This is a genomic window from Amorphus coralli DSM 19760 (assembly GCF_000374525.1).
GTDB classification, from domain to species: domain Bacteria; phylum Pseudomonadota; class Alphaproteobacteria; order Rhizobiales; family Amorphaceae; genus Amorphus; species Amorphus coralli.
This window is the reverse complement of record NZ_KB894574.1, coordinates 389,002-410,533: the sequence shown is the minus strand read 5'-3', so window position 1 is coordinate 410,533 and position 21,532 is coordinate 389,002. Positions and strand designations below refer to the sequence as shown.

At 66.6% G+C, this 21,532-nt stretch carries 19 protein-coding genes; 12 read left to right on the top strand and 7 right to left on the bottom strand.

Features of this window, described 5'->3' with window-relative positions; all coding sequences use genetic code 11:
* Positions 1 to 108: 108 nt before the first annotated feature.
* Together C507_RS0114930 and C507_RS0114925 are read left to right on the top strand one after the other, a co-directional pair.
* The gene (locus C507_RS0114930) at positions 109 to 303 is read left to right on the top strand and encodes a PLDc N-terminal domain-containing protein (RefSeq protein ID WP_018700518.1); all 195 of its coding nucleotides are present in this window, start codon (positions 109 to 111) and stop codon (positions 301 to 303) included.
* Between the two features lie 229 nt (positions 304 to 532).
* Positions 533 to 1,558: a sodium:calcium antiporter gene (locus C507_RS0114925; protein WP_018700517.1), complete on the top strand. Its 1,026-nt coding sequence runs from the start codon at positions 533 to 535 to the stop codon at positions 1,556 to 1,558.
* A 48-nt stretch (positions 1,559 to 1,606) separates the two neighbouring features.
* Here the strand turns inward: C507_RS0114925 and C507_RS0114920 are convergent, their stop codons facing one another.
* Complete coding sequence (locus tag C507_RS0114920; RefSeq protein WP_018700516.1) at positions 1,607 to 2,698, bottom strand: AI-2E family transporter; 1,092 nt, start codon at positions 2,696 to 2,698, stop codon at positions 1,607 to 1,609.
* A gap of 149 nt (positions 2,699 to 2,847) precedes the next feature.
* Here C507_RS0114920 and C507_RS21540 point away from each other — a divergent pair, with 149 nt between their 5' ends.
* Positions 2,848 to 3,195: a YrhK family protein gene (locus tag C507_RS21540; protein WP_083923583.1), complete on the top strand. Its 348-nt coding sequence runs from the start codon at positions 2,848 to 2,850 to the stop codon at positions 3,193 to 3,195.
* Between the two features lie 86 nt (positions 3,196 to 3,281).
* Here C507_RS21540 and C507_RS0114910 read toward each other — a convergent pair whose 3' ends face one another.
* Positions 3,282 to 4,082 carry a response regulator gene (locus tag C507_RS0114910; protein ID WP_026319125.1) on the bottom strand — a complete coding sequence of 267 codons (801 nt, stop codon included), beginning with the start codon at positions 4,080 to 4,082 and terminating at the stop codon, positions 3,282 to 3,284.
* Between the two features lie 170 nt (positions 4,083 to 4,252).
* Here C507_RS0114910 and C507_RS21535 point away from each other — a divergent pair, with 170 nt between their 5' ends.
* From C507_RS21535 to C507_RS21530, 3 genes are all read left to right on the top strand, one after another.
* Positions 4,253 to 4,510, top strand: coding sequence for a NepR family anti-sigma factor (locus C507_RS21535; RefSeq protein ID WP_156829318.1), 258 nt, complete (start codon positions 4,253 to 4,255; stop codon positions 4,508 to 4,510).
* Positions 4,507 to 5,061 (top strand): sigma-70 family RNA polymerase sigma factor, encoded by a 555-nt coding sequence (locus tag C507_RS0114900; RefSeq protein ID WP_018700512.1) that lies wholly within the window; start codon positions 4,507 to 4,509, stop codon positions 5,059 to 5,061. Before C507_RS21535 ends, C507_RS0114900 begins: the two co-directional genes overlap by 4 nt.
* 124 nt (positions 5,062 to 5,185) lie before the next feature.
* A complete protein-coding gene (locus C507_RS21530) occupies positions 5,186 to 6,283 on the top strand; it encodes a family 8 glycosyl hydrolase (protein WP_169508977.1) in 1,098 nt (365 codons plus the stop codon).
* On the opposite strand, the gene C507_RS0114890 is transcribed toward C507_RS21530, so the two are convergent.
* From C507_RS0114890 to C507_RS0114875, 4 genes are all read right to left on the bottom strand, one after another.
* On the bottom strand, positions 6,252 to 8,507 hold the full coding sequence (locus C507_RS0114890) for a diguanylate cyclase (RefSeq protein WP_169508976.1): 2,256 nt from the start codon (positions 8,505 to 8,507) through the stop codon (positions 6,252 to 6,254). The two genes, C507_RS21530 and C507_RS0114890, sit on opposite strands and share 32 nt — an antisense overlap.
* A 185-nt stretch (positions 8,508 to 8,692) precedes the next feature.
* Positions 8,693 to 9,499 (bottom strand): ethanolamine ammonia-lyase subunit EutC, encoded by an 807-nt coding sequence (gene eutC, locus C507_RS0114885; protein ID WP_018700509.1) that lies wholly within the window; start codon positions 9,497 to 9,499, stop codon positions 8,693 to 8,695.
* Entirely contained in the window at positions 9,496 to 10,881 is a 1,386-nt protein-coding gene (locus C507_RS0114880; RefSeq protein ID WP_018700508.1) for an ethanolamine ammonia-lyase subunit EutB, read from the bottom strand. Before C507_RS0114880 ends, eutC begins: the two co-directional genes overlap by 4 nt.
* Before the next feature lie 61 nt (positions 10,882 to 10,942).
* Positions 10,943 to 11,143, bottom strand: coding sequence for a hypothetical protein (locus C507_RS0114875; RefSeq protein ID WP_018700507.1), 201 nt, complete (start codon positions 11,141 to 11,143; stop codon positions 10,943 to 10,945).
* On the opposite strand from C507_RS0114875, the gene C507_RS22490 reads away from it, so the two are divergent.
* Complete coding sequence (locus tag C507_RS22490; protein ID WP_051089783.1) at positions 11,127 to 13,673, top strand: mechanosensitive ion channel family protein; 2,547 nt, start codon at positions 11,127 to 11,129, stop codon at positions 13,671 to 13,673. The two genes, C507_RS0114875 and C507_RS22490, sit on opposite strands and share 17 nt — an antisense overlap.
* Before the next feature lie 25 nt (positions 13,674 to 13,698).
* Here the strand turns inward: C507_RS22490 and msrP are convergent, their stop codons facing one another.
* The gene (gene msrP, locus C507_RS0114865) at positions 13,699 to 14,709 is read right to left on the bottom strand and encodes a protein-methionine-sulfoxide reductase catalytic subunit MsrP (RefSeq protein WP_018700506.1); all 1,011 of its coding nucleotides are present in this window, start codon (positions 14,707 to 14,709) and stop codon (positions 13,699 to 13,701) included.
* Between the two features lie 548 nt (positions 14,710 to 15,257).
* Between msrP and C507_RS0114860 the strand changes: the two genes are divergently transcribed.
* The 5 genes from C507_RS0114860 (at position 15,258) to pstB (ending at position 21,508) form a co-directional block, all read left to right on the top strand.
* Positions 15,258 to 16,631 (top strand): ATP-binding protein, encoded by a 1,374-nt coding sequence (locus C507_RS0114860; RefSeq protein ID WP_156829316.1) that lies wholly within the window; start codon positions 15,258 to 15,260, stop codon positions 16,629 to 16,631.
* A gap of 135 nt (positions 16,632 to 16,766) precedes the next feature.
* On the top strand, positions 16,767 to 17,816 hold the full coding sequence (locus C507_RS0114855) for a substrate-binding domain-containing protein (RefSeq protein ID WP_018700504.1): 1,050 nt from the start codon (positions 16,767 to 16,769) through the stop codon (positions 17,814 to 17,816).
* Between the two features lie 139 nt (positions 17,817 to 17,955).
* Positions 17,956 to 19,335 carry a phosphate ABC transporter permease subunit PstC gene (gene pstC, locus C507_RS0114850; RefSeq protein WP_018700503.1) on the top strand — a complete coding sequence of 460 codons (1,380 nt, stop codon included), beginning with the start codon at positions 17,956 to 17,958 and terminating at the stop codon, positions 19,333 to 19,335.
* Positions 19,336 to 20,622 (top strand): phosphate ABC transporter permease PstA, encoded by a 1,287-nt coding sequence (pstA, locus tag C507_RS0114845; protein ID WP_018700502.1) that lies wholly within the window; start codon positions 19,336 to 19,338, stop codon positions 20,620 to 20,622.
* 58 nt (positions 20,623 to 20,680) lie between these two features.
* A complete protein-coding gene (gene pstB / locus C507_RS0114840; protein WP_026319124.1) occupies positions 20,681 to 21,508 on the top strand; it encodes a phosphate ABC transporter ATP-binding protein PstB in 828 nt (275 codons plus the stop codon).
* The last annotated feature ends 24 nt before the right edge of the window (positions 21,509 to 21,532 follow it).

The following is a 21,532-nucleotide window of genomic DNA, read 5'->3' as shown; positions in this document are numbered from 1 at the left end:
CTTTCACAGCCGGGCAGGCCGAGGGCGTGGCCGGACAGCATCGCGAATTCGCGCGCCGGGCGGTGACCACATGCCCGGCAGCCTGCACGACACAAGGAGAATGGACAAATGGGTCTCGAGTTTGGCGGAATTATCGGCCTGATCATCCTCGCTCTCGACATCTACGCAATCGTCAAGATCATTGGGTCCGGCGCGTCGGCCGGCGCGAAGGTCCTGTGGATCCTGATCATCCTGTTCCTGCCGCTGATCGGCCTCATCCTGTGGTGGCTCTTCGGCCCCTCCGGCCGCTCCGCCGTTTCCTGATGCGCGTCTTAGAGGAGCGGGTGTAGCCAACCGCCTCCCCTCGACGTCTGCCGCAACGGCGGACGCAGCGTGCCTGATTTTCCCGCCGTCGCTGGCGCCCGCTGGGCGCCGGCCGCAGGGAACTTTTGCTATCGATCGATGGCCCTCCCATCGTCCCTCATTTTCACGCACTGAGTGCGATCGCTCGGCTATGGTCGGGGCGCACCGTCCGACGAAAGCCTGTTTCCGTATGTTCGACCAGCCGCAAATTGCCCTTATCGGATTCATCGTCGCGGCAGCGGTGATCGCCTTCGCGGGCATCTGGATGTCCTCGATCGCCGACAAGCTGGCCGACCGAACGGGGTTTGGTGAGGCCCTGGTCGGGGGCGTCCTGCTTGGCGCCGCGACGTCGCTGTCCGGAACGGTGACGTCCGTCACGGCTGCCCTCAATGGCCACGCGGAACTCGCCGTAGCCAATGCGGTCGGCGGCATCGCGGCCCAGACCGTGTTTCTAGCGATCGCGGATATCCTCTACCGCAAGAGCAATCTCGAACACGCCGCGGCCTCGGAAACGAACCTCCTTCAGGGCGCGCTTCTGGTAGTCCTCCTGGCGCTGCCGGCGCTCGCCATTGCAACGCCGGCCTTCGCCATCTTCGCCGTGCATCCGGTCACGCCACTGCTGGTCGCAGTCTACATTTTCGGCCTGAAGCTGTCCCAAAGTGCGCAGGAACAGCCGATGTGGCGGCCGATGAAGACCGAGGAGACGCGCGACGACATCCCGGAAGAACCGGATCCCAACGACGGATCGACCGCCTCTCTGTTCGGCCGCTTCGCCCTGCTGCTCGTCGTCATGGGCGTGTGTGGCTGGGTTCTGGCGCAGAGCGCCGTCACCATCTCGCAGTGGGCAAACCTGTCACAGACCATCGTCGGCAGTTTCTTTACCGCGATTGCCACCTCGCTGCCGGAACTCGTGACCACTATCGCTGCCGTCCGGCGTGGCGCGCTGCAGCTCGCCGTGGGCGGCATCATCGGCGGCAACACGTTCGACGTCCTGTTCCTGGTGGCGGCCGACGCGGCCTATCGCGACGGGTCCATCTTCCACGCCGTGGGCGATCGGGCGCTGTTCCTGCTGGTCTGGGCGATCCTCATGACCGGCATCCTGCTTCTTGGCCTCATTCGCCGGGAACGCTACGGCGTGGGGCGGATCGGGTTCGAGAGTGCCGCCCTGATCACTGTGTTCATCGGCGGTGTGGCAATCCAGGCGGTTCAGGGCTGAGGCGTGTGCCGGCTGACCCGGACGGCGTTCCGGGCCAGCCGGCGGCGGTCAAGCGTCCTGGCTTGCCGGCCCGGTGCGGAAGTAGGTTTCGTCGAGCACGGTCATCAGGATGGCGGTCAGCGGCGTGGCCAGGGCAACGCCCATGATGCCGAACAGCGTGCCCATCACCAGCTGCGCGGTCAGGACCACGCCGGGAAGCAGGTACACCGTCCGCTGCTGGATGATCGGCGTCAGCAGATAGCTCTCCACCGTCTGCACGATGACGTAGAGGCCGGCCGTCCAGAGCGCGAGCTGCCAGCTTTCCGACAGCGCAACAAGGCACATGGCGAGCCCGCCGATAACCGGGCCGAGGAAGGGAACGAAGGCAGCAAGGCCGGCGAACACGGCGAGGAGCAGAGCCAGCGGCACGCCAAGAATGATCAGTCCGGCATAGGAGAGAAGGCCGACGATCAGCATCGAGATGCCCTTGCCGATCAGCCAGCGGCGGAGCACGTCACCGGTGCGGGTGACCAGCCGGCGCAGGGTCCGACGCTTCCCCTTGGGAGCGAACCGGACAAGACCCGAGGCATAGGCATCCGGCGACGCGGCGAAGTAAATGCCGACCACTGCCACCACGAGCGCGCTGCCCAGGCCGCCGAGCAGGCCGGTGAGGGCCTTGGTCGCGCTGGACAGGAGCCCGCCGGGGGCCGGCATCACCTCTTTCATGCCGATATCGGGGTCGGAGCCCTCCGTGGACAGGCCCAGCGTCGCCAGATTGTCCTGCAGCCGCTGCAAGCCTGCGGTCGCCTGCCCGGTGACACCGCCGAACTGGTCGGCCAGCGTCGGGCCGGCAAACACGGCCGCCGACACGATGGCCGATGCGGCAACGGTAACGGCGACGGCGAGCCCGAGCCAGCGCGGCAGGCCGAGGGGACGGGTCATGGCGTTGGCGGCAGCGTCGAGCACGATGGCCACCATGACCGCGCACAAGATCAGAAGCAGCACCGACGAAAGCTTCCAGACCGCGAAGCCGGCCAGCAGAACCCCGGCGATGATCAGCGTCGCGTTGATCAGGCCGCGCCAATCGTAGAGAGCGGCGCGGGGGCCGTCGGGCTCGTCGTCCGTGCCGGCTGGCGTCGCTTCGGTCCTGCGGTCGGTCATCGGGGGCTCCGCCTGTCTTCCGGTTCGGTCAATCGATGATCAGCAACGATGCCCGGCAATTGATGTTCCCGGGCACGGACAGCCGGGAACCCGCGACCCGCTCGGTGCGTCTCGTTTCGACAGTGTCCGGATGCAAGGAGATTTTGCCGATGGCCGACAGCCGGTCCTATTTCAACGCGGCCAGCTTTGCCGCGAGCGCGGCTCATCGCGCGGTCTACCGCCGATACGAGATTGCCTACACCACGATCGATCTGATCGCCGGCGCCACCTTTCTCGTGGGCTCGATCCTTTTCTTCTGGAAAGCGACCGAAACGGCGGCGATCTGGTTGTTCGTGGTCGGAAGCGTGTTTTTCGTGCTGCGACCGATGGCGCGTATCAGTCGGGAACTGGAGCTGGCGCGGCTGCCGATGCCTGAGGACGACCCGGCCAACAAGCCGGGCGCGGAGGACACCATCCATACCGGCTCGCGGACCGCGGGCCCGGTTGCGTCGGCGTGACCGGCGTGGTTGCGATCGGCTCAAACGAAAACTGCGCCCCTGGGGGCGCAGCTTGAACGGTCTGGCGATGGGTCGGCAAAGCGCCGTCAGCCGGCGGCGGCCACCTTGCTCGACTTGCCGGCGCGCGTATCGAAGAACAGCGCCTGACTTATGACAGCCTTCACCACTTCCGGCTCGAACGGCTTGGTCACCAGGAAGGCCGGCTCGGGGCGTTCGCCGGTCAGGAGGCGCTCCGGATAGGCAGTGATGAAGATGACCGGTACGTCGATTTCCTGGAGCAGCTCGTTCACCGCCTCCAGGCCCGAACTTCCGTCGGCAAGCTGGATATCGGCGAGGATCATGCCGGGATTGGTGCGGCGGGCGAGGGCGGCGGCCTCGGTATGGGTCCGGGCGATGCCGGCGACCTCGTGGCCGAGGCCTTCCACCAGAACCTCGATGTCCATGGCGATCAGCGGTTCGTCCTCGATGATCATCACCGAGGTGGCAACCTGGGAAGCGATCTCGCGGCCAGCCTCGTCGAGAAGGTCGGAAACGCCGCTCTCGTCGGTGCTGAGGATTGTCGCAGTCTGAGCCGCGGAGAAGCCCTCGACCGTGGTCAGCAGGAACGCCTGCCGCGCCCGCGGCGTCATCGCGTCGAGATTGCGCTCGTGCGGAAGCTCCGAGGTGTCGACCCGTCGATTGATGTCGATGGAATCCCAGATGCCCAGAAGAACCCGGTAGATCGCGACGCGCGGTTCCAGCTCCTCGTCGAACAGGCTCGGTTCGGCAATGATGGCTTCCAGACACGCGGCAACGTAGGCATCGCCGCCAGCCTGGCTGCCGGTCAGCGCGCGGGCGAAACGGCGCAGGTAGGGAAGATGCGGCGCAATCGCCATTGCAATCGACATAGACAAACCCCCTTCAAGGTCTGTGAGCGACACAGGCCCAAGCGTACAACTCGTCCTCAACGCGGATCCATACCGTTGGTTCCCCTGCGACGAGAAAAAAGTTGAATGTCGGGGAACCGATGGTCCGCGGGTGCGTTGGTGTGGGTCGTCGGGCGGCGCAAGGCTGGAGGGTGGAGCAGAAGGTGTTGAGAAAAAAGGATGAAAAGCACGTGGCGGATGACGCACCGTCGAAGCGAATGACGGAGTCTGCGGAAGACGGACCGAGCCTTGAGCCGCAGCTGCAGGCGCAGATCGGCCGAAAGCTGAAGGCGATGTACGATTCGTATCTAAGCGAGCCGGTCCCCGATCGGCTGGTTTCGCTTTTGGAACAGCTCGACGAAATGTCGTCCCAGCGTGAGCAGAAGCCGCGCGAGGGCAACAAGTCATGAACCCGCGCCAGGAACTGCTGCAGCATATTCCGAACCTGCGCGCCTTCGCCCTGTCGCTCACCGGCAACGCCGACCAGGCGGACGATCTCGTTCAGGAAGCGCTGATGAAGGCGTGGACCTCGCTGGAGCGGTTTCAGCCCGGCACCAATATGCGCGCCTGGCTGTTCACGATCCTCCGCAACGCCTTCTATTCGGAATTCCGCAAGAAGCGGCGCGAGGTCGAAGATGCCGACGGGGCCATGGCGGCGAAGCTGTCCAGCCATCCAGAGCAGTTCGGCCACATGGATCTCGACGATTTCCGCCGGGCGCTGGAGGAACTGCCGCCGGACCAGAAGGAGGCCCTGGTCCTGATCGGGGCGTCTGGCTTCTCCTACGAAGAAGCGGCGCAGATCTGCGAATGTGCCGTCGGCACCGTCAAGAGCCGCGTCAACCGCGCACGTACCCGCCTGGGCGAACTGCTTTCAGTCGAGTCCGTGGCGGAATACGGGCCTGACACGGTCGCCCAGCCGATCATAACCAACGTCCAGTCCAAGGGCCGCTCCGTCGCCTGAGCGGGCCGGCACGCGCCAATCGGTCCCACCCTCCAGGCTGTTTCCGGCCGGAACGGCCGGCGGGGCCTGTTCACCATCCGCCACATCGTCCACCATGGTGGCTGTATCGAAAGGATACGGCTGCGTGCGGAAGTGTGTTGGGATGCGGCTTGGGCTGCTTGCGTTCGTGGGCTGCGTGCTCAGCGTCCTGGCGTTGGCGCCGCGGGCCGCGGCCCAGCTCGATATCGAGGCGCTGCGGGCGAACGCCGTCTACCCGGACGAGTGGGCCTCCTACAGGGCCGCCTTCATCAAGCCGTCCGGTCGGGTGGTCGATTTCGAAAACGGGATGATCTCGCACAGCGAAGGGCAGGGCTATGCCATGTTCCTTGCCGTGGAAGCGGACGCACGCGCCGATTTCGAGCAGATCTGGACGTTCACCCGCACCGAGATGCGGATGCCGACCGCGCCGCTCTTCTATTGGAAGTGGAATCCGTTCACCGTTCCGGCGATCGAGGACCGCAACGACGCTTCCGATGGCGACATCTTCATCGCCTGGGCGCTGCTTCTGGCCGGTCTCAAGTGGGAGGAGCCGGCCTATGTCGACGAATCCGTCCGGATCATCGAGGAGGTGGCGCGCAACCTGATCTACAGGCGGCGCCAGGTGACGGTGCTCAAGCCCGGCATCAAAGGCTTCAGCGCCGAGGAGCAGTCGGACGGCCCGGTCATCAACCTGTCCTACTGGATCTACCCGGCCTTTCCCTATTTCAACCTGGTCCTGCCCGACGGCTTGTGGCGCAGCCTGGTGGAATCCGGCCTCGGGCTGACGGCTGCGTCGGCCTCCGGCCGCTACGTGCTCCCCTCCAACTGGACGTCCATCGCCGATCCCGAGCGGCCGAAGCCGGCGCGCGGCTTCCCGCCGCTATCCAGCTACGACGCGGTGCGCATCCCGCTCTATCTGGTGTTTTCCGGCGTGGTTCCGCGCCAGCAGCTGATCCCGTTCGACCAGGCCTGGAACGGACCGGGTGCGCGGGGTCCGGCGGTCATCAACGTGCGCACCGGTGCAGTTCTCGGCCCCATGGTGGAGCCCGGTTACAAGGCGATCGCGGCGCTGGTGGCGTGCGCGCTGCACGGCACGCGGGTCGAGCCCGAACTCGCCCGGTTCCGGACAACGACCTATTTCGCCTCGACGCTCCACCTGATGACGCTGTCGGTCATGCGCCGTCACTTTTCGGGCTGTCTGTAGCCTCGGTCTCGGTGGAGAACGGCGCCGGCTGTTCGGGAGGCGCGGCACCGGGTGCCGCGGCGACACGGTCGCGGCCGTCGTGCTTGGCGGTCGACAGGGCCGCCTCGGCGGCCGCCACGATCGCGTCCTCGCTCGACCCGTCGTCGGGGAAGGTGGCGATGCCGATGGAGACCGTGATCCGCGGCAGGGCCATCCCGCGATAGAAGTAGTTGTGGTCGTTCAGGCGTCCGCGCAGCGTGTTGCAGCGCCGGATCGCGTCGATCTTGGTCGCCCCCACCATCACGATCAGGAAGTCCTGACCGCCATAGCGGCTGCACACGTCCTCGTAGCGGAAGAAGTGCTCGATCAGGCCGGCCATCTCGCGCAGCACGGCATCGCCGGCCTCGAAGCCGAATTCGTCATTGATCGCCTTGAACCGGTCGATGTCGATGCGCACCAGCGTCACCGGCTGGTGGCTGCGCCGGGATCGGGCCATTTCCTTGGCGACCACGTCGTCGGCGAAGCGCTTGTTGTGAAGCCCTGTGAGGGTGTCGCGAATGGTGATGGCGCGCAGCGCGCCGCGCAGGCGGACATTGTAGAGCGCGATGCCGATGGAGGCCGCGGCGGTCTCGAGGGTGGACATCGCGCGTTCGCCGTCGCGGCCGATCATCTCCTCGGTCATCTTCGACAGGTCGACGGAGATGACGCCGCGCGCCTCGCCCTGCACCAGGATCGGGGCGCAGATCACATCGAGCTCCGGATCCTCGATGTGCCGGCAGCGCGGATTGCCGACGCCGTGGCGGCCGGAGCGGTGCGCGGAGCCCAGGCGCAGCGCCCAACAGGCATCGGGGGTGAAGGTCTCCGCGAAGGCGTCCTGTTCGCCCCAGCGCGCCACCGTCTCCAGCTCGCTGCGGGTCTCGGCGAAAAGGGCCAATGAACCGCGTGTCCCGGGGAACAGGTCCTGCATGCGCGCGCGCAGGATCTCCGCGCTTTCCTCCAGGTCCTTGCTGGCCTGGATGAGGGTCACGATCTCGCGCAGCCGGATCTCCTGGTCGAAGCGGCGCTCCACCGTGTCGGCCCGATCCTCCGCCTTGCGGGTCATGAGGGCGAGTTCCTGGGTCCGCTCCTTGACGCGGGCTTCGAGGTCGTCTCGGGCTTCCTCCAGCGCGCCGCGATAGCGCTCGTTCTCCTCTTCGCGGGCATCGAGGTTCGCGGCCATGTGGTCGAACGCGCCGCCGAGGGTGGCGAGTTCGCGGGCGCCGCCCACCGACCCGGCCCGGGCGCTGCGGTCGCCGGAGCCGAGCTTGTCGGCCGCGCCGACCAGGGCGCGCACGGGCCGCCGCACGAAATAGGACGATAGCCACAGTCCGAGAATGACCGCGACGACGAGGATCGCGGCGAGGCTTGCGATGATCCACCACGCGACCTGCGCCGTGCGGGCCTCCAGGATGGAGCGTGGCACGCCGACGGACAGGGTCAGGAGGTCGCCGCCGAGCGGGATCTGCTGCTGCGACCAGTCGCGCTCGATGCCGTCCACGAACGGTGCGCCGGGCCCGGTCTTCGCCTGGCTGCCGATGCTGCCACCGGGATCCGGGATCTGTGCCAGGATCACCCCGGTGGAATCGGTCATCATCACGACGCTCTCGGGCAGCGCGTAGCCGGACCGGACCTTGGCCAGCACCACGGCCAGGTCGATCTCCGCGCCGACCACGCCGGCGAAGCTGTCGTCAGGCGCGCGCCAGCTCAGCGCCAGCGGTGCGGTGGGCCGGTTGTTGGGGCCGAGCGTCGGAGCGCCCATGAACAGCCGGCCGCCAAGGCGAAGCGCCTCGAAGGCGCTGGTGGACGCGATGCTTTCGCCCGACAGCGCCGTATCCGCCGTGCACACGACCGTGCCGCTGGAATCCGTCACGTAGAAGCGCTTCAGCGTGCCTTCACCGTCCTCCAGTTCCGCCGCCACGGCCTCGCACCCCGTGCGGTCTCCCCGTTCGATCAGCGGGGTGAGGGCCCGCCGGGCGAGGCGCATGAACAGTTGTGCCTCGTTGATCTCGTTGGAGATGCCGTTGGAGAGCGAGCGCGCCTCGGTCTCCAGATATTGCAGCGTCTGGTTGGTCTCGGACCGCTGGATTTCGTAGATGAAGGCCGCGACGATGGCGATTGTCGGGAGCAGGAACAGGACCAGGCTGCCCACCAGGATCGTCACGATGCTCGGCCGGCCGGCAGAGTTCGGCTTTGTCTTGTTTGCCATGCGGACGCGCATTCCCCAGACCGATCCGGTTCCAAGCGCGCCGCCGGCCTCGGAGCCGGTCTTCTCCGCGCGCGAACGGATCGGTGTTTTCCGGCGCACAGCGTGGCGCGAACCGGCACGCGGCGCAAGCGGGGGCGCGGCAGCAGGCGCGCGGGCGGGCCGGGCGCGTCCCACGCCTGACGGTTTCAGGCGGTTTGACTGGTGCCCGGCAGGGGCGGGGTAGCGGTGGCCGTCAGCGCTGACCCGCTGTGATCCTTCAGGCCGACGCCGGTCAGGCCGACCCGGAAACCGGCTTCGATCAGCCATGCGATCCGGAATGCTGCGGCATCGGCGGAAAGACCGCCGGGTCGAATGTTGGAGACGCAGTTGCGCTCCGCGTCGCTGCGGCCGGGCTTGGGTGCGAAGGTGAGGTAGGCGCCCAGGCTGTCGGGCGAGGAGAGGCCCGGGCGCTCGCCGATCAGCACCAGCACCATGCGGGCGCCCAACTGTTCGCCGATGGCGTCGCCCAGCGCCACCCGGGCGCCCGTCGCGATCACAAGCGGCGCGACAGTAAGGTCCAGCCGGTCGAGATGCGGGCGCAGCGCGGCGAGAAGCGGTGCGGCATTCTCGCTGACGGCGGTGGAGGAAAGGCCGTCGCCGACGACGATGGCGAGGTCGCACGATGTCCCGGTGGCCGCTTCGTTCAGGATCCGTGCGCCATCTGCATCGAGACGGCGACCGAGGTCCGGTCGGCGGAGATAGAGGGCTCGGTCGACGGCCTGGCTTGCAACGCGGAGCGGCCTCGGTGCGTCGCGGGGCAGGCCGTCCGCCAGGGTGCGCGCCAGCATCTCCGCGTCGAAGCGGGTGTGGACGGCGTCGCGGGCCTGGGCATGCGCGAGAGAGAACCTGAGCACCTCATCCGTTGGCAACCCTGCGCCCGAGCGACCGAGCGCGATACGGGCCGGCGTCAGGGAGGCCAGCCGGCGCCAGCGGTCGGTGAGGTCGCCGCTCATCCGGCGAGCGCCATCGGCGCCTGCAAGAGCGGCAGGTCGGCGGTGGACAGCAGACGGCCGGCATCGTCGGTGATGCCGGTCTCCGTGAGCCAGGCCTCGAACTCCGGCGCACGCTTCAGCCCCAGCACCTCGCGGACGTAGAGCTGGTCGTGAAAGGAGGTCGACTGGTAGTTCAGCATGACGTCGTCGGCACCCGGCACTCCCATGACGAAGGTCACGCCGGCAACGGCGAGCATGGTGAGAAGCGTGTCCATGTCGTCCTGGTCCGCCTCGGCGTGATTGGTGTAGCAGACGTCGCAGCCGATCGGCAGGCCGAGCAGCTTGCCGCAGAAATGGTCTTCCAGCCCGGCGCGGATGATCTGCTTGCCGTCATAGAGATATTCCGGACCGATGAAGCCGACGACGGTGTTGACCAGCAGCGGATCGTAGGCCCGGGCGACGCCGTAGGCGCGCGCCTCCAGGGTCTGCTGATCGACGCCGTGATGAGCCTCGGCGGAGAGTGCCGATCCCTGCCCGGTCTCGAAATACATGACGTTTGACCCGACGCTGCCGCGCCTGAGCGACAGCGCGGCATCCCGGCCTTCGGCCAGCAGGGCCAGATCGATGCCGAAGGAGCGGTTTGCGGCCTCCGTCCCGGCGATGGACTGGAAGACGAGATCCACCGGCGCGCCCTGCTCCACGAGTTCGATGGAGGTGGTGACATGGGTGAGCACGCACGACTGGGTGGGGATGTCGAAGCGGACAATGATGTCGTCGAGAAGCCGCGCGAGAGCGGCCATGGTTTCGGTGGAATCGGAAGCCGGGTTGATGCCGATGACGGCGTCGCCGCATCCGTACATCAGCCCGTCGACCACCGAGGCCGCGATGCCGGCTGGATCATCGGTTGGATGATTGGGCTGCAGCCGCACGGCCATCCGACCCTCCAGCCCGATCGTGTTTCGGAAGGCAGTCACTTTGCGGCACTTGCGGGCCACCGCAACGAGGTCCTGGTTGCGCATGAGCTTGCAGACGGCGGCCACCATTTCCGGTGTCAGGCCCGGCGCGAGACGGGCCAGCGCGGCCGCGTCGGCCGCCTCCGACAGGAGATGGTCACGGAAGGCGCCGACGGTCAGCGACGCCACGGGTTCGAAGGCGTCTGCGTCGTGGCTGTCGATGATGAGCCGGGTAACCTCGTCCGTCTCGTAGGGCACCAGGGCTTCGTCGAGAAAGGTCTTCAGGGGCAGATCGGCAAGGCACATGCGGGCGGCCACGCCCTCCTCCGCAGAGGTGGCGGCAATGCCGGCCAGCATGTCGCCGGAGCGCATCGGGGTGGCCTTGGCCATCACCTCCTTCATGTCGGCGAAGACATAGGTCTGGCGCCCGGCTGACATTCGGTAGGTCATGGACCGAGGCTCCTAACTGCACGCGATCGGCCGGCAAGTGTCACCCCCCGACCCGGGCCGGTCAATTCGGTTGCCGCCCCTTCACGACGGCATGCACGCGCTGCGCCAGCCGGCAGGTCCGCCAGCTATCGGTTGGCCTGGCAGCGATTTTTTCCTTGTGATCGATGCGCGCGATGGCCGAAGAATGCCTGAGCCGGCCGCGAAAGCGCCCGTAGGGCGATGCGGCGCAGACCGGGAGCAGCTGCATGAAGGACCAGGCCACGATCGCGAATCCGGCCTGCCTGGCCGTTCGGATCCTTGCCGTGCTGGTCCTGCTGCTTCTTCCGGGCGGTATCGCTCCGGTGGCCGCCGCCGAGGCGAACTGGTCCGGCACCTGGGACACGCGCTGGCCCGACGGGGGCGCCCGGCTGATCCTGCAGCAGGACGGCGATCGGGTCACGGGTCGCTATCCGCTCCTGCGCGGCATTGTCGAGGGCGAGGTCGACGGTCGCAGCCTGACCGGCACCTGGGACTCACCGGAGGGCCGCGGGGAATTCACATTCGTCATGTCGGAAGACGGCAAGAGCTTCATGGGGCGCTTCGGCCGCGACCTGTGGTGGACCGGCTCGCGGATCGCGCAGGAAAGCGTGGAGACGGAGACGAATATCTCGCAGGCGACGCCGACCGACGTTCTGCAGGCATTCATGGTCATCTCGGATGCGGTGGAGAACGGCCAGCTGGAATATCTCGACAACGCCGTTCGGCTGCTGGCCTTCGAGAATGGCGAGGTCGACCAGCGCGACCTGCTGCGGGAGGCGACGCTCCTGTCGCTGGTGCTCGATCAGTTCCGGTTCCAACTGGACGATATGCGGCTGCTCGTGCCCGACGAGGGCGATCGGCAGGTTGCCACCCTGACCCGCTACGATGGCGCGACCTTCGACCTCGCTTTCGTGAAGAAGGGGTCCGACTGGTTCATCGACGCGCCGCCCGTGGCAGAGCTGGAGGTCACCCTTTCCGGCCTGTTGACGATGACCGACGGCCGGGTGCCGCCGGTGAACCACATGTTCAAGCTGGCCACGCCGCGCGATGCGCTGGAAGCGTTCATCGATTCCATGCGGGTGGGGCCCGGGGGCCTCGACACGGCCATCGACACCCTCGACCTGTCGGAACTGAACCCGGTCGGCCGTGAGCGCGAAGCGGTTCTGATCGCGCAGTATCTGGAGCAGGTGCTCGCGCGGCTCGGCGAAGTGGTCTACCAGGAAGTGCCGAACGATCCGGAAAACCGGACGCCCTACATCCACTTCACCCACCCGAAGGGTGACATCGTCATCGCGCCCGTCGACACCGAGGACGGCGTGAAGTGGAAGTTCACGCCGGACACGCTGCGCTCCATCCGCCAGCTGTTCACCGCGACCGAGGATATGCCGCCCGCGCCGCGGGTGCTTCCCCTCTACCGGCCCGACACGGCCGTCTTCTTCCAGATCCGCAGCTTCCTCGGCGAGATGCAGCCGCGCCTTCTCGATCCGCTCGGGCCGCTCGAATTCTGGCAGTGGGGCGCCATGGCGGCGGTGTTCGTATTCGCGCTGCTGGCCACGGCCCTTATCAGCCTGTTCGCCTACTTCGCCTCCGGCCTCGTCTGGTCGCGCACCGAGGATGAGGCCGGCACGCGCTTTTCCTCGGCGCGGATGGCCATGTGGGGCGCGCGGTTCCTGGTCTTCGGACTGATCAGCTATTTCGGGCTTGCCGTTCTTGGCCTGCCGGACAGCTTCGCCAGCATCGTTTTCGCCGTGGCGCTGGTGGCGATGATCGCCGGTGCGATCCCGATCGAGTTCTGGATCGTCGACGAGATCCGGGCCTGGCTGGACCGGGCCGGCGTCATCACGGTGCGTGGCGACGTGCTGGCCTCGCTGCTGGTGGGCATTGCCAAGCTCGCCATCGTGCTCGGCAACGTGCTGCTTCTGGCGGAAGCGCTGAATATCCCCTACGGCGCAGCGCTGGCCGGCTTCGGCATCGGCGGTCTGGCGGTCGCGCTGGCCGCCCGCTCGACGCTGGAAAATGTCATCGCCGGCTTCATCCTGTTCGCCGACAAGCCGCTGGCCGTCGGCGATTTCTGCCGCTTCGGCGACAAGATCGGCACGGTCGAGCGCATCGGCATCCGCTCCACCAACGTGCGCACGCTGGACCGGACGCTGGTGTCGGTGCCGAACGCCGATTTCGTCAACATGCACCTGGAGAATTTCGGCAAGCGCGACCGCATCCTCCTGCACAAGACGTTCGCGCTGCGGTACGAGACCACGCCGGATCAGCTTCGCTTCGTCCTGGCGGAGCTGCGCCGGCTGATGATCGCGCATCCCAAGGTGACCGAGGACCCGGCGCGGGTGCGCTTCGTCGGTTTCGGCGAGAACGCGCTGGAGGTGGAGGTCTTCGCCTACGTCCAGTCGACGGACTGGTCGGAATTCCTCGCCATCCGCGAGGACATCTACCTGCGCATGATGGACGTGGTGGAGCGCGCGGGCACGGCGTTCGCGGTGCCGACGCGCACCCTGCGGCTCGGCCGGGATCAGGGTCTGAACGGCGAGGACGCGGAGAAGGCCGTGGAAACGGTGGCCGGCTGGCGCGAGGCGCAGACCCTGCCGTTCCCGAATTTCACCGCGGAGGAGATCGCCGCGGCGCAGAATTCGCTGCCCTATCCGCCGGACGGTGCGCCACCCTTCGCCACCCAGGTCGCCGACGGCCAGATGAAGGCGCACCGGGCGCGGCGCACCTTCTGGTCCTTCGCCCGCGGACCGAAGCCCGGCGCCGAGAAAGCCTGACGGCGGGATTACCCGGCCGCCATCCCTACATGTAGAGCTTCTCGCCGCTCATGCTGGCGTAAAGGCCGGCGACATACTCGCCGTAGCCGTTGAACATCCGGGTCGGGATCGTTTCGCCCGTCCCGAGCACGCGCTCCTGGGCCTGGCTCCAGCGGCGGTGGGGAACCTCGGGGTTCACGTTCGCCCAGAAGCCGTACTCGTTGGGTGCGATGCCTTCCCAGAAGGTTTCCGGCCGCTTGTCGGTGAAGGTGAACTTCACCAGGGATTTCGCCGACTTGAAGCCGTATTTCCAGGGGGCCGCCAGCCGCAGCGGCGCGCCATACTGCTTTGCCGCCGGCTTGCCGTAGACGCCGGTTACCAGGAAGGCGAGGTCGTTGGTCGCCTCCTCGATTGTCAGGCCCTCGACATAGGGCCAGGGATACCAGCTCTGGTTCTGGCCGCTGGCCACCTTCGGATCCATGAAGGTCTGCATGGTCACGTACTTTGCCGAGCCGAGCGGGCGGGCATAATCGACGAGGGCCTTCATGGCGAAGCCCGACCAGGGCACGGTCATCGACCAGGCCTCGACGCAGCGGTGCCTGTAGAGGCGCTCTTCCAGCGGCATGGCGCGGATGAGGGTGTCGATGTCGACGGTCTTCTCCTCTTCCACCATGCCATCCAGGGTGATGGTCCAGGGCCGGGTCGGCAGCGCCTGGGCGGCCTGCCAGATCTCCTTGTGGGAGCCGAACTCGTAGAAATTGTTGTAGCTTCCGGCGTCGGCCTCCGCCGTCAGCGGCCGCGACAGCGTGTAGGTGTCGTTGCGCTTGAACGGGTAGAGGTCGAAGGTCGGGTCGGCGCTGGTATCGAGTGTCTGCTCCAGGCCCTCGGACGAGCCGAACAGCGAGCCGATGAGCGCGTTGGCGGGAGAGGGCGCTGCCACGGTGGCGATGGCACCCGCGCCGGCCAGTCCCATCAGCGAGCGCCGCGAGAGATAGATGCTCTCCGGCGTGGCTTCGCGCTCCGGTATCTCCCAGCCCCGGCGTCTCTTGACGAACATGACACGGTCTCTGTCGTAGTGGTTTCAGGAAACGGCAGCCGACGGGTCCGCAAGGACCGCCCGGTCGCCGGCGCCGGCGAATCATCCGGCATCCAGACGGATACGCAACCCGGACACACACGGTTCAAGCTCAGGGTCGGGCAGAGTCTGGGGTTCGCGTCTGCTCGCGCACAAATCACCCTTTCGTCACCGCGTCCCAGGCCGCACCCGGCAGCGCTGACTACGCCCGGGGCCGCCCACCGGCCGCAAAAGGCTTGCAACGCAAGCGGATATGGGCAGAAAATCTTTTGAAGGTTGTCCGGATATCCGCTCATTCACCCGAAGTCGTCGACGCGTTTTGCCCATCGGGGGGCGGTTGCGCGCGGCCGATCCCGACGGGGTGTCATGTGAATTCAAAAGAAGCAGTCGATCATCGCCGCGCTCAGACGGCTTCCGACGAACACGTCGTGGAGCTCGTCGGAATACCGGCCGAGGACGAAAACGTCCTCGAGGAAAACAGCGAGACCCGCGTCCGGAGTGTGCGTGCGTCCGCGGAGGGATCGACCCGAATGGCTGCCCAGCCGATCGACGAGCGGGCGCCGGCGGCCGGTACGGCTAATGTCGTGCGGCGCTGTGCGGGACTGGTTGCGCCCGCAGCCGTGGCCGGGCTCGTGCTGGGCGCGGGCGCCATCCGTTGGGACGTGCCCGCCCTGGTCGCGGTGGCTGGAACGGCCGGCGTGCTGGTCGCTTCCCTTCTCGGCCGGACCCGCGTTGCCAAGCGCAAGCGGGCGGTGAGCAAGGGCTTCGGGCGCGACCGCGACCTCACGCCGCCGCCGTCCATGCGCACCGCCATCGATGCCCTCCCCGATCCCTGCTTCCTGATCGACCGGAAGGGTCTCGTCCGCTTCGCCAACAAGGCGGCCAGCGACCAGCTCGGTGCGGTCCGCATCGGCGAGCCGCTGTCGTTCAAGCTCAGGGTGCCGGTGTTCCTGGAGGCGCTGGAGAAGGCGCTGGCGGAGCGTCGCGCGGATCACATCAATTGGTCGGAAAAGGTTCCGACCGAACGCTGGTTCGAGGCTTTCGTGGCGCCCCTGGCCGGACCGCCGGACACGCCCTCCGATGCCGGTTATGCCGATCTGATCTGTGTGCTGGTGCGCGATCTCACCGAGCAGCGCCGTCTGGAACGCATGCGCGAGGACTTCGTGGCGAACGCCAGCCACGAGCTGCGCACGCCGCTGGCCTCGCTCACGGGCTTCATCGAGACGCTGCAGGGCCCGGCCCGGCGCGACGATGCCGCCCGCGAGCGCTTCCTGATCATCATGCACGATCAGGCGGAGCGGATGCGGCGGCTGATCGATGATCTCCTGTCGCTGTCGCAGATCGAGATGCGGGCCCATGTCCGGCCGAAGGGCGTGGTCGATGCGGCTGCCGTGGCACGCTCGGCGGTGGATTCGCTCAAGCCCGTGGCCGCCGATTCCGGCATGGCGCTGACCTTCGATGCCACGGAGAGCCCGCTCTGGGTGCGCGGAGAGCGTGACGAACTCGTGCAGGTCTTCGACAATCTGATCGAGAACGCCATCAAGTACGGCGCGACCGGCGAGCGCGTGGCGGTGTTCGCCGAGCGCGAAAGCCGTGCCGGCGGTGACCTGGCGGTGATCTCGGTGCGCGACTGGGGGCCGGGTATTCCGCCGGAGCATCTGCCCCGGCTGACGGAGCGCTTCTACCGGGTCGACGTGGCGACCAGCCGGGCCAACAAGGGAACCGGGCTGGGACTTGCCATCGTCAAGCATATCCTGACCCGGCACCGCGGCCGGCTTTCCATCCACAGCCAGCCCGGACGGGGCGCCACGTTCACCATTCGGCTGGAGCTGGAGCCGGCGCCCGACCTGCCGGACGAGGTCTCTGAAATAGCAGTGAAAAATCAGACAGTTAAACTGTCATAAAAGGATCACTGCCCTTTCATAGAACGGTGGCCACCGACGGCTAGTTGTCGTCGGTGTCTGGCGCGGTTTCCGAAGCCTCTTTCCTCAACCGAGGGCGCCACTCACACCACGTCCCCAACCTAGGGAGAGACCCAGGTGAACACGAAGATTCTTACCGGCGCCGTCGCGCTCGCGTCGGCCGGCATCCTTTTCGCTGGCGCTGCCGAGGCGCGTGACCAGATCCGCATCGTCGGCTCGTCCACCGTCTTTCCGTACACCCAGGCGGTGTCGGAGCAGTTCGCCAACTCGACCGAATTCCCGGCTCCCGTCGTGGAATCGACCGGTACGGGCGGCGGCATGCAGATCTTCTGCGCCGGCGTTGGCGCCGATCATCCGGACGTCACGGGCGCGTCGCGCGCCATGAAGGCGTCCGAGTACGAGCTGTGCCAGACCAACGGTGTCGACAACGTCACCGAGGTTCTGCTGGGCTATGACGGTCTCTCGATCGCCGTGTCGCGCGAGTCCGACGCCGACTGGCAGCTGACGGAGAAGGATCTCTTCACCGCGCTTGCCGCCGAGGTTCCGGTGGACGGCGAGCTGAAGGCCAATCCTTACAAGAAGTGGTCCGAGATCAATCCGGAGCTTCCGGATGTCGCCATCACCGTCTTCGGCCCCCCGCCGACGTCCGGTACCCGTGACGCTTTCGTCGAGCTCGCCATGCACGACGGCTGCAACGAGTATCCGATGATGGCCGAGATGGAAGACGCCGACGAGGACAAGTGGGAGCAGGTCTGCTCGCGCATGCGCACCGACGGCCCGTTCATCGAAGCCGGCGAGAACGACAACCTGATCGTTCAGCGCATCGAAGCTGATCCGAACGCCCTCGGTATCTTCGGCTACTCCTTCCTCTTCGAGAACGAAGACAAGCTGAAGGCCGCGTCCGTGAACGGCGTCACGCCGTCCTTCGACACGATCGCGTCCGGCGAGTACGACATCGCCCGCCCGCTCTACTTCTACATCAAGAACGCCCACCGCAACGCCATCCCGGGCCTGCAGGCGTTCGTTGAGGAGTACGTCTCCGAGGACGCCCTCGGTGCTGACGGCTACCTCAAGGAGCGTGGCCTGACCCCGCTTTCCGACGAGAAGCGCGAGCAGACCTCGAAGGAAGCCGTGGACGGCACGACCATGCAGGCTCCGAAGGGCTAATCCTTCCGGCACTGACGGATCCGGCGGGTGCGCGTGCGCGCCCGCCGGCTTCCGTGTCTAAACCATCCAGTCTGACGGCGTGCGAGGGGGGTGGCTCCGCCACCGCCGGGACGAAACCAGGACAATCGGGGGCGGGTTCGTGTTTGGCTACGCGCTACTCCTAATCATCGCGATGTCGCTCATCGCGTACTTCGTCGGCCGCTCGGCCGGCTCGAGGTTCGCGACGAACTCGCAGGAAAAGATCCACTCCCTGCCGTCCTACCACGGTGCATTCGTGGCGGTCTGGGTCGGCATTCCCGCCCTGATCCTGCTGCTGCTCTGGGTCGGCCTGCAGGGAACGGCCATCGACCAGCTGCTTCTGTCCAGCCTGCCCGAGCAGATGACGGAGGGCGCTTCGGCGTCGCAGCTGAACCTCTACCTCCAGGAAATTCATAACGTCACGACCGGCCGCGTCTTCGGCGAGCCCTCGCCCGAGATCAAGGCTGCGGCCGAGCGCCTGATCCGCTGGGAGGCGATCGCGCGCTGGGCGATGCTGGTGGTCATCCTGGCGCTGACCATCGTAGTCCTGATGATCACGCGGGCCCAGCTGTCCCCCCGCTTCCGCGCACGCAACAATGTCGAGCGCATCGTTTCGGGTCTGATGATCTTCTGCGCCACACTCGCCATCCTGACCACGCTGGGCATCATCGGCTCGCTGCTCTTCGAGGCCTGGGCGTTCTTCCAGATGGTGCCGGTGAGCGAGTTCCTGTTCGGTCTGAATTGGGAACCGCAGATCCCGATCCGCGAGGACCAGGTGGCCGCCGCCGGCGCCTTCGGCGCGATCCCGGTCTTCACCGGTACGCTGCTGATCGCCTTCATCGCGATGCTGGTGGCAACGCCCATCGGCCTGCTGACCGCCATCTACCTTGTCGAGTACGCCTCCGACCGGGTCCGCTCCACGGTCAAGCCGATCATGGAGATCCTGGCCGGCGTGCCCACCGTCGTCTACGGCTTCTTCGCGGTGCTCATCGTGGCGCCGGCCGTGCGTGACTTCGGGTCGGTGCTCGGGCTTGCCGTGTCGCCCAACAGTGCGCTCGCCGCCGGCGGCGTGATGGGCATCATGATCATCCCGTTCATCTCGTCCCTGTCCGACGATGCCCTCAATGCGGTGCCGCGGGCGATGCGCGATGGCTCGCTGGCCATGGGCTCGACCCGTAGCGAGACCATGCTCAACGTGCTGCTGCCGGCGGCGCTGCCCGGTATCATGGGCGGCATCCTGCTGGCGCTCAGCCGCGCGATCGGCGAGACGATGATCGTGGTCATGGCCGCCGGCCTGATCGCGAACCTGACCTTCAACCCGGTCGACAGCGTGACCACGGTGACCGTTCAGATCGTCACGCTGCTGATTGGCGACACGTCCTTCGACAGTCCCAAGACGCTGGCCGCGTTCGCCCTTGGCCTGGTCCTCTTCATCATCACGCTGTGCCTCAACGTTCTGGCGATCCGGATCGTCCAGAAATACCGCGAGAAGTATGACTAGATGAGCACGACAGCCCCCACGAGCACAGACAGCTTCTGGCACAGCGAGGCGGCCATCGCCCGCCGGAAGAAGCGGCACGGCGCCGACCGGCGCCTGCAGATCTTCGGCATCACGGCGATCACGATCGCGATCGGACTGCTCGGCATCCTGATCGTGTCGCTGGTCTCGACCGGCTACCAGGCCTTCGTGCAGACGGAAATCGCGCTGCCGGTGAATGTGTCGTCCGAGGAAGTCAGTCGGGACGACCCGTCGAAGGGCGACTATCGCGACCTCATCCGGCAGGCGCTCCATGCGGAGTTCCCGGATGTCGGCGACAGCGAGTTCCGGCAACTGGAGCAGATGCTGACGCGCAATGCGCAGTTCATCGTCCGCGACAGGGTCGTGTCCAACCCGTCCCTGGTGGGGCAGACCACGACCTTCCACATCCCGATGGCCGATCCGATCGATCAGCTGAACAAGGGCGTCATTTCGGCCGAAACGCCGGAAGACCGGCGCCGGGTGTCGAACGTTCAGGTCGAGCTGTTCGACCAGATGGAGCAGCGCGGACTGGTCTCCACGCCGTTCAACTGGGGCCTGTTCTTCAATGCCGACAGCCGGTTCCCCGAGCTGGCAGGCCTAGCCGGCGCCATCGTCGGATCGTTCTACGCCCTGCTGGTCTGCTTCCTGATCAGCTTCCCGGTCGGCATCGCCGCGGCCGTGTATCTGGAAGAGTTCGCGCCGAAGAACCGGCTGACTGACATCATCGAGGTGAACATCAACAACCTGGCGGCGGTCCCGTCGGTGGTGTTCGGTCTGCTCGGTCTGGCGGTCTTCCTCAACTTCTTCGGGCTACCGCGGTCGGCCCCTCTGGTCGGCGGCATGGTGCTCTCGCTGATGACGCTGCCGACGATGATCATCGTGACGCGGGCGTCTCTCAAAGCGGTTCCTCCGTCGATCCGCGAGGGCGCTCTGGGAATGGGGGCGTCGAAGCATCAGGTGATCACCCAGCACGTGCTGCCGCTGGCCCTGCCGGGCATCCTGACCGGCACGATCCTGGGTCTCGCCCAGGCGCTGGGCGAGACGGCACCGCTGCTGCTGATCGGCATGAACGCCTTCATCACGAGCCCTCCCGGCGGCATCATGGAGCCGGCCACGGCCCTGCCGACCCAGATCTTCATCTGGGCGGACAGCCCCGAGCGCGGCTTCGTGGCACGGACGTCGGCGGCAATCCTGGTGCTGCTCGGCTTCCTGATCACCATGAACATGATTGCAATCTTCTTGCGCAGCCGACTTGAGCGACGCTGGTAATAGGGCCGAGGATGGTGTCCATGCGTGGACCAGCCTTGCTAAAGACGGGAGACGACAAATGAGTGCAGTGGCAGTGGCAGCCAACGACAAGGCCTTCGAGACCGTGCGGACTCCCGATCCGGAGCCGCGCCCGATCAAGATCAAAGCCAGCGACGTGTCCGTCTTCTATGGCGAGAAGCAGGCCCTGTTCGACGTGTCGATCGACATTCCGGAGCGGGCGGTGACCGCCTTCATCGGACCGTCGGGTTGCGGCAAGTCGACCTTCCTGCGCTGCTTCAACCGCATGAACGACACCATCGACATCTGCCGCGTCACCGGCGAGATGCTGGTGTCCGATGCGAACATCTACGATCCGCGCCTCGACGTGGTCGAGCTGCGGGCGCGCGTCGGCATGGTGTTCCAGAAGCCGAACCCGTTCCCGAAGTCGATCTGGGACAACATCGCCTACGGTCCTAAGATTCACGGCCTCGCCAAGACCAAGGCGGAGTTCGACGTGATCGTCGAGGAAAGTCTGCAGAAGGCGGGCCTGTGGAACGAGGTGAAGGATCGCCTGCATGAGCCCGGTACGGGCCTGTCTGGCGGCCAGCAGCAGCGTCTATGCATCGCACGCGCGGTTGCGGTGAGCCCGGAAGTCATCCTGATGGACGAGCCGTGCTCGGCCCTCGACCCGATCGCGACCGCCAAGGTCGAGGAACTGATCGACGAGCTGCGCGAGAACTACACGATCGTCATCGTCACCCACTCCATGCAGCAGGCCGCGCGCGTCTCGCAGCGCACCGCTTTCTTCCATCTCGGCATCCTGGTCGAGGAGGGGCCGACCAACGTCCTCTTCACCAGCCCGAAGGAGAAGCGGACCCAGGACTACATCACCGGCCGCTTCGGCTGATCGGCCGGGCGGACCGGCAGGAAG

What these genes read in the sequence shown, in the direction of transcription:
- C507_RS0114930 (WP_018700518.1), top strand. Translation starts at nt 109, where the DNA reads ATGGGTCTCGAGTTTGGCGGAATTATCGGCCTGATCATCCTCGCTCTC.
- C507_RS0114925 (WP_018700517.1), top strand. Translation starts at nt 533, where the DNA reads ATGTTCGACCAGCCGCAAATTGCCCTTATCGGATTCATCGTCGCGGCA.
- C507_RS0114920 (WP_018700516.1), bottom strand. Translation starts at nt 2,698, where the DNA reads ATGACCGACCGCAGGACCGAAGCGACGCCAGCCGGCACGGACGACGAG.
- C507_RS21540 (WP_083923583.1), top strand. Translation starts at nt 2,848, where the DNA reads ATGGCCGACAGCCGGTCCTATTTCAACGCGGCCAGCTTTGCCGCGAGC.
- C507_RS0114910 (WP_026319125.1), bottom strand. Translation starts at nt 4,082, where the DNA reads ATGTCGATTGCAATGGCGATTGCGCCGCATCTTCCCTACCTGCGCCGT.
- C507_RS0114900 (WP_018700512.1), top strand. Translation starts at nt 4,507, where the DNA reads ATGAACCCGCGCCAGGAACTGCTGCAGCATATTCCGAACCTGCGCGCC.
- C507_RS0114890 (WP_169508976.1), bottom strand. Translation starts at nt 8,507, where the DNA reads ATGGCAAACAAGACAAAGCCGAACTCTGCCGGCCGGCCGAGCATCGTG.
- eutC (WP_018700509.1), bottom strand. Translation starts at nt 9,499, where the DNA reads ATGAGCGGCGACCTCACCGACCGCTGGCGCCGGCTGGCCTCCCTGACG.
- C507_RS0114880 (WP_018700508.1), bottom strand. Translation starts at nt 10,881, where the DNA reads ATGACCTACCGAATGTCAGCCGGGCGCCAGACCTATGTCTTCGCCGAC.
- C507_RS22490 (WP_051089783.1), top strand. Translation starts at nt 11,127, where the DNA reads ATGAAGGACCAGGCCACGATCGCGAATCCGGCCTGCCTGGCCGTTCGG.
- msrP (WP_018700506.1), bottom strand. Translation starts at nt 14,709, where the DNA reads ATGTTCGTCAAGAGACGCCGGGGCTGGGAGATACCGGAGCGCGAAGCC.
- C507_RS0114860 (WP_156829316.1), top strand. Translation starts at nt 15,258, where the DNA reads ATGGCTGCCCAGCCGATCGACGAGCGGGCGCCGGCGGCCGGTACGGCT.
- pstA (WP_018700502.1), top strand. Translation starts at nt 19,336, where the DNA reads ATGAGCACGACAGCCCCCACGAGCACAGACAGCTTCTGGCACAGCGAG.
- pstB (WP_026319124.1), top strand. Translation starts at nt 20,681, where the DNA reads ATGAGTGCAGTGGCAGTGGCAGCCAACGACAAGGCCTTCGAGACCGTG.